6 protein-coding genes are annotated in these 5,975 nt (G+C 73.9%); 1 reads left to right on the forward strand and 5 read right to left on the reverse strand.

Features of this window, described 5'->3' with window-relative positions; translation table 11 throughout:
• Nucleotides 1-62 precede the first annotated feature (62 nt).
• The 5 genes from ACFWFR_RS16625 to ACFWFR_RS16645 all read right to left on the reverse strand — a co-directional run bounded on the left by ACFWFR_RS16625 (nt 63) and on the right by ACFWFR_RS16645 (nt 5,133).
• Nucleotides 63-1,307, reverse strand: a complete 1,245-nt coding sequence (locus ACFWFR_RS16625) for a beta-ketoacyl-[acyl-carrier-protein] synthase family protein (RefSeq protein WP_377623704.1) — start codon at nt 1,305-1,307, stop codon at nt 63-65.
• A gap of 118 nt (nt 1,308-1,425) precedes the next feature.
• Nucleotides 1,426-1,674: an acyl carrier protein gene (locus ACFWFR_RS16630; protein ID WP_030151686.1), complete on the reverse strand. Its 249-nt coding sequence runs from the start codon at nt 1,672-1,674 to the stop codon at nt 1,426-1,428.
• Nucleotides 1,675-1,805: 131 nt separating this feature from the next.
• Nucleotides 1,806-2,813, reverse strand: a complete 1,008-nt coding sequence (locus ACFWFR_RS16635) for a beta-ketoacyl-ACP synthase III (protein ID WP_377623706.1) — start codon at nt 2,811-2,813, stop codon at nt 1,806-1,808.
• Complete coding sequence (locus tag ACFWFR_RS16640; RefSeq protein ID WP_377623707.1) at nt 2,810-3,826, reverse strand: ACP S-malonyltransferase; 1,017 nt, start codon at nt 3,824-3,826, stop codon at nt 2,810-2,812. Before ACFWFR_RS16640 ends, ACFWFR_RS16635 begins: the two co-directional genes overlap by 4 nt.
• A 140-nt stretch (nt 3,827-3,966) precedes the next feature.
• Nucleotides 3,967-5,133, reverse strand: a complete 1,167-nt coding sequence (locus ACFWFR_RS16645) for a CdaR family transcriptional regulator (RefSeq protein ID WP_191805560.1) — start codon at nt 5,131-5,133, stop codon at nt 3,967-3,969.
• Nucleotides 5,134-5,245: 112 nt separating this feature from the next.
• Between ACFWFR_RS16645 and ACFWFR_RS16650 the strand changes: the two genes are divergently transcribed.
• The gene (locus ACFWFR_RS16650) at nt 5,246-5,932 is read left to right on the forward strand and encodes a hypothetical protein (RefSeq protein WP_377623708.1); all 687 of its coding nucleotides are present in this window, start codon (nt 5,246-5,248) and stop codon (nt 5,930-5,932) included.
• Nucleotides 5,933-5,975 lie beyond the last annotated feature (43 nt).

Here is a 5,975-nt window from a genome sequence, read left to right on the forward strand (position 1 = left end):
GTCCTCGCCCCAGCGGGCGTCGGTACGTCAGAGCGCAGGAGGACTGCGCCGAGGACGTGGGGTCAGGCGTTCGTCACCACGAGGGCGACGTTGTGGCCGCCGAACCCGAACGAGTTGTTGATCGCGGCGATGTCGCCCGCGGGCAGCTCGGCGGGGACGTCGCGCACCAGGGGGACCTGGAGCTCGGGGTCGGGCTGGGCGACGTTGATCGTCGGGGGAGCCAGGCGCTCGTGCACCGCCTTGACCGTGAAGATGGTCTCGAGGGCGCCCGCGCCGCCGAGCAGGTGCCCGGTCATCGACTTGGTCGCCGAGAGCAGGACGTGGTCCGCGTCGTCGCCCAGCACCGAACGGATCGAGCGCGTCTCGGTGAGGTCGCCGACCTTGGTCGAGGTCGCGTGGGCGTTGACGTGCACGACGTCGCGCGCCTGCACCCCGGCCTCGCCCAGCGCGCGGGTCATCGCGGCGACCTGACCACGACCCTCCGGGTCCGGGGAGGTGATGTGGTAGGCGTCCGAGGACAGGCCCACTCCGCCGATACGGGCGTAGACGCGCGCACCACGGGCAGCAGCGTGCTCGGCGCTCTCGAGGACCACGATGCCCGCGCCCTCGCCGATCACGAACCCGTCGCGGTCGACGTCGTAGGGACGCGAGGCGCCCTGCGGGTCGTCGTTGCGCAGCGACAGGGTGCGCGAGGCCGCGAACGCCGCGATGGGCATGGGGTGGATCGTGGCCTCGGTGCCGCCGGCCACGACGATGTCGGCGCGGCCCGCACGGATCATGTCGACGCCGTACCCGATGGCCTCGGCGCCCGAGGCGCAGGCCGAGACGAGCGCGTGCGCACCGGCGCGGGCGCCGATCTCGAGCGAGACGTAGGCCACCGCCGAGTTCGGCATGAGCATGGGCACGGTCATGGGCAGCATGCGACGGGCGCCGCGCTCCTTGAGCGTGTCCCAGCCGTCGAGCGTGGTCCAGATGCCGCCGATGCCCGACGAGACGACCGCGCCGAGGCGGTCGCCGTCGATCTCCGGGCTCCCGGCGTCGGCCCAGGCCTCACGCGTCGCGATCATCGCGTACTGCGTGGACGGGTCCATGCGCTTGATCTCGGGGCGCGTGAGGACGTCCTCGGGCTTGACCTTGATCTGCGCGGCGAACGTGACGGGGATCTCGTAGCGCTCGGCCCAGTCGTTCTCGAGGGTGCGCGCGCCGGACTGCCCGGCGAGCGCCGCGGCCCAGGTGGAGGCCACGTCCCCGCCGAGCGGCGTGGTGGCACCGAGACCGGTGACGACGACTTCACGGACGGAGGTCATGGCTGCTCCAGATGAGTGAGGGGGAGGAAGGGGGGCGGGCAGGCCGGCGGTCGTGGACCGCCGGCCCGCACCGGCTGGGCCGCGAGGGCCCGGCGCCGATCAGCTGGCGAGCAGCTGATCAGGCCTGTGCGCCCGTGATGAAGGACACTGCGTCTCCGACGGTCGCGAGGTTCTTGACCTCTTCGTCGGGGATGCGGACGCCGAACTTGTCCTCGGCGTGCGTCACGATCGTCATCATCGACAGCGAGTCGATGTCGAGGTCGTCCGTGAAGGACTTCTCGGCGAGGACGGCGTCCGTGGGGAGGCCGGTCTCTTCGCTGACGATCTCCGCGAGACCAGCGAGGACTTCCTGCTCGGTGTAAGCCATGGGTTTCTCCTTGTGATGGGTGCCGGGGCCGTCCGGCACCGGGAACTTGCAGTGGAACAGTGGAAAGGTCGTACGTGCCGGTCCCGTGCCCCGCGCGGACGCGGACCGGGGACAGACAGGATGATTCTCCCCTACGGGAGGACGATCACCTGCGCCGCGTAGACGAGGCCCGCTCCGAAGCCGATCTGGAGCGCGAGGTCGCCCGACCTCGCCTGGCCCTCGGAGAGCAGCCGGTCGGTCGCGAGCGGGATCGAGGCGGCCGACGTGTTGCCGGTCTCCGCGATGTCGCGCGCGACGGCCACAGACTCGGGCAGGCCGAGCTGCTTGATCATCTGGTCGATGATGCGCATGTTGGCCTGGTGAGGGATGAACGCCTGGACGTCCTGGGCCGTCACGCCCGCCGCGGCGAGCGCCTTCTCGGCGACCGGGGCCATCTGGAACGCGGCCCACTTGAAGACCGTCTGCCCGTCCTGGCGCAGCGTCGGCCAGCCGAGCTCGGGGTGCTCGCGCAGGGCCGACCAGGCGTGCGTCTGCCGGATCGCGGGGGCCTTGCCGCCGTCCGACCCCCAGATCGTGGGGCCGATGCCCGGGGTGTCCGACGGGCCGACCACCGCGGCGCCCGCGCCGTCGCCGAGCAGGAACGAGATGGTGCGGTCCGTCGGGTCGACGAAGTCGCTCATCTTCTCCGCGCCGACCACGAGCACGTGCTGCGCTGCTCCCGAACGCACCAGGGCGTCCGCCTGGGCGATCCCGTACGTGTACCCGGCGCAGGCCGCCGAGAGGTCGTACGCCGCCGCCGGGGTCGCGCCCAGCCGGTCCGCGAGCACCGCGGCCGCGGACGGCGTCTGGTGGAAGTAGGTCGTGGTCGCGAAGAGCACCGCGTCGACGTCGCCGCCGGTCAGGCCCGCCGCGGCGAGCGCCTTGCGCGCAGCGCCTTCCGCGAGGTCGACGACGTCGACGTCGGCGCCTGCGCGCCGGCGCGTGACGATGCCGGTGCGCTGGCGGATCCACTCGTCCGAGGAGTCGATCGGTCCCGCGAGGTCGTCGTTCGTGACGACGTTCTCGCCGCGGACCCCGCCGATGCCCAGGACGCGCGAGTACTCGGCGCCCGCGGCCTGGCGGATCGTCAGCGCGCTCACGCGGTGGCGCCGTCGCCGGACGGGGCGTCGCCCGTGGTCGACGAACCTGCCGCGTCGCTGTGGCGCGCGATCAGGTCGCGGGCCTTGTCGATGTCGGCGGTCGACTTGACCGCGACCGTCTCGACGCCGGGGAGCGTGCGGCGCGCGAGGCCCGTCAGGACGCCGCCCGGGGCGAGCTCGAGGATCGCCGTCACGCCGAGCGACGCGAGCGTCTCCTGGCACAGGTCCCAGCGGACCGGGGCGGCGATCTGCGCGGTCAGGCGCGACTTCACGTCCTGCTCGAGACCGAACAGGCCACCGGACTCCGCACCCGAGATGCTCGCGTACGAGGCGCCGTCGGCGTTCGAGAGGAGCGGCAGGCGCGGGTCCGTCGCGTCCCAGCCCGCGGCGACCGGGGCGAACGCGTCGAGCGCGGACTGCATGAAGGGCGTGTGGAACGCGCCCGCGACCTGGAGCGGGATGACCCGGGCCTTGGCCGGCGGGTTGGCCCCGAGCGCCGTGATGCCCTCGAGCGAGCCCGCGGCCACGACCTGCCCGCCACCGTTGACGTTGGCGGGCCACAGGCCCGCGGCCTCGATCGCGGCGAGGACCTCCTCGGCGTCGCCGCCGACCACGGCGGCCATGCCGGTCGGCGTCGCGGCGGCGGCCTCGGCCATGAAGCGGGCGCGGGCCGTCACGAGGCCCACCGCGGCGGCGTCCTCGAACACGCCCGCAACGGCTGCGGCCGCGAACTCGCCGACCGAGTGGCCTGCGGTCACGTCGACGACCTCGCACGTGTCGCGGCCGTCGAGGATCGCGCGCAGCGCGATCAGCGAGGCCGACACGATGAGCGGCTGGGCCACCGCGGTGTCACGGATGGTGTCGGCGTCCGACTCGGTGCCGTGGGCACGCAGGTCGAGGCCGGACGCGGCGGAGAACGCGTCGAGCTGCGCGGGGACCCCGGGCAGCTCGAGCCAGGGGGCGAGCATTCCGGGGGACTGGGAGCCCTGTCCAGGGCACAAGACGGCTAGCACTCGTCAACTGTGCCAACCCGGCACGCCGCCAGGACGTCACGACCCGCACCAACCTTGTCCGGACCGTTTGTACCGAACCTACAAGAGGCGCGGGATGGCGGCGTCGCCGACCGTGCCGCAGCGCCGGACGTGCACGGCACTCAGCGCCCCGCGGGCCCGCCCGAGAGCTGGCCGAGCGCGAGCGCGATCTGCAGGACGAACGACTCGCGTGCGTCGAGCGGGTCCCAGCCGGTGATCTCGGCGACCTTGCGCAGGCGGTAGCGGACGGTGTTGGGGTGCACGTACAGGCTGCGCGAGGCGGCCTCGAGCGACCGCCCCGTGCCCAGGTAGGCGGACAGCGTCTCGAGGATCGCGCCCGTGCTCTCGAGCAACGGCCGGTACGCCTGGACCACCAGGGTCCGGCGGGCCGTGGTGTCGCCCGTCAGGACGCGCTCGGGCAGCAGGTCGTCGGCGAGCACGGGCCGCGGGGCCTGGGGCCATGCCGGGGCCGCGGCCAGGCCCGCGAGCGCGGCCTGCGCCGAGCGCGCGGCGTCGTCGAGCGAGGGGACCGTGGGGCCGATCACCACGGGACCCGGACCGAAGCGCGGGAGCAGCGAGGCCGCCGCGGCCTGCAGGTCGCCCTCCCCGCCCAGGACGAGGACCAGGCGGTCGCCGTGGATTCCCACGAGCGCGTCGCCTGCGGCGCGGCGCGTCGCGCGCCGCAGCTCGGCCGTGCGCAGCTCGTCGAGCGGCGCGGTCGCCGTGCCCACCATGACCAGGACCGACCCGTGCCCGCCCCAGCCGAGCGCCGAGACGCGCGAGCGCAGCGAGTCGTCGCCGTCCCCGCGGATGAGCGCGTCGACGATGAGCGCCTCGAGGCGCGCGTCCCAGGCCCCGCGGACCTCGGCGGCGCGGGCGTAGACCTCGGCGGCCGAGAAGGCGACCTCGCGCGAGTAGCGCAGCACGGCCTCGCGCAGGTCGCGCTCACCGCCGGGGATCGCGAGCTGGTCGGAGTACGCCTCGACGACCTCGACCACGATCCGGACGAGCTGCAGCGTGTGCTGGAGCGAGATGGACCGGGTGAGCTCGGAGGGTGCGGCCGCGAAGATCTCGCTCACGCCGTGCGGGGGAGAGGCCGGGTTGGCGTACCAGGTGACGAACGCCGTGATGCCCGACTGTGCGACGAGCCCCACGTACGAGCGGTCGTCGGCCGGCAGCGCCCGGTACCACGGGAGGTCCTCGTCGAGGCGTCGCAGGGCTGCCGCGGCGAGCAGCCCGCTGCCGTCGCGAAGTCGCTGCAGGTTGTCGGAGTTCCCCGTGATCGGCACGCCCCGAGCATACGGCTTCCGGGTGGCATCGTTGTGGGGAGTCCACAAAACCGGGAGCCGCGTCGTGCCGTCCTCACCCGGCGAGGAGGACGGGAGCCGCTAGGGTCGATCCATGGCACTGATGCCCCGACTACGACAGCTCATGCGACGCCAGTCCTCGGCGTCGACCGTGGGCGCTCGTCGCCCCTCCAGCGCCGACCGCCGAGGAGACACCGTGCACGAGGACGCGCTGCGCGCCATGCTCGTCGACGACCCCAACGACGAGCGCGCCTTCCAGGCGCTCGCCGAGATCGTCCGCCGGCGCGCGGCCGAGTCGCACGTGTCCGCGGACCCGCTCGCGGCCCCTGCCGACGAGAGCGAGAAGCAGCAGGCCGCGGACCTGGCGGTCTGGGCCCTCGCCGAGGAGCTCGCGGGGCACCCGCGCGGCTGGTACCCGCTCGTGGAGCTGGGGCGGCTCTCGCTCGAGGACGACCAGGAGGCGGCGCTGCGACGGTTCGCGACCGCGGCCGAGCGCGACCCGTCGGGGCTCGCGCTCGCCGAGAGCATGGAGATCCTGCGCGAGGCGCACCTGCCGGTCGAGGCCCTGGGCCTCGGGGTGGGGCACTGGCGCGCGCGCGAGCACACGCCGGAGGCCGGGCGACAGCTCGTCCTGGCCGCGATCGACGCGGACCGCATCTTCGAGGCCAAGCACCACCTGGAGTCCCTCGCGCTGTACCCGGACGCGGCGGTCGTCGCCCCGATCCGGCACGACCTCACGCTCGCGATCGCCCACGCGGAGCAGCACCGCTCGGGCACCTAGGCCCGACGACGTCGCGTCGGCAGCGCGCCGCGCACCCCGGGTG

Source organism: Oerskovia sp. NPDC060287 (assembly GCF_042726775.1).
GTDB lineage: Bacteria > Actinomycetota > Actinomycetes > Actinomycetales > Cellulomonadaceae > Oerskovia > Oerskovia merdavium.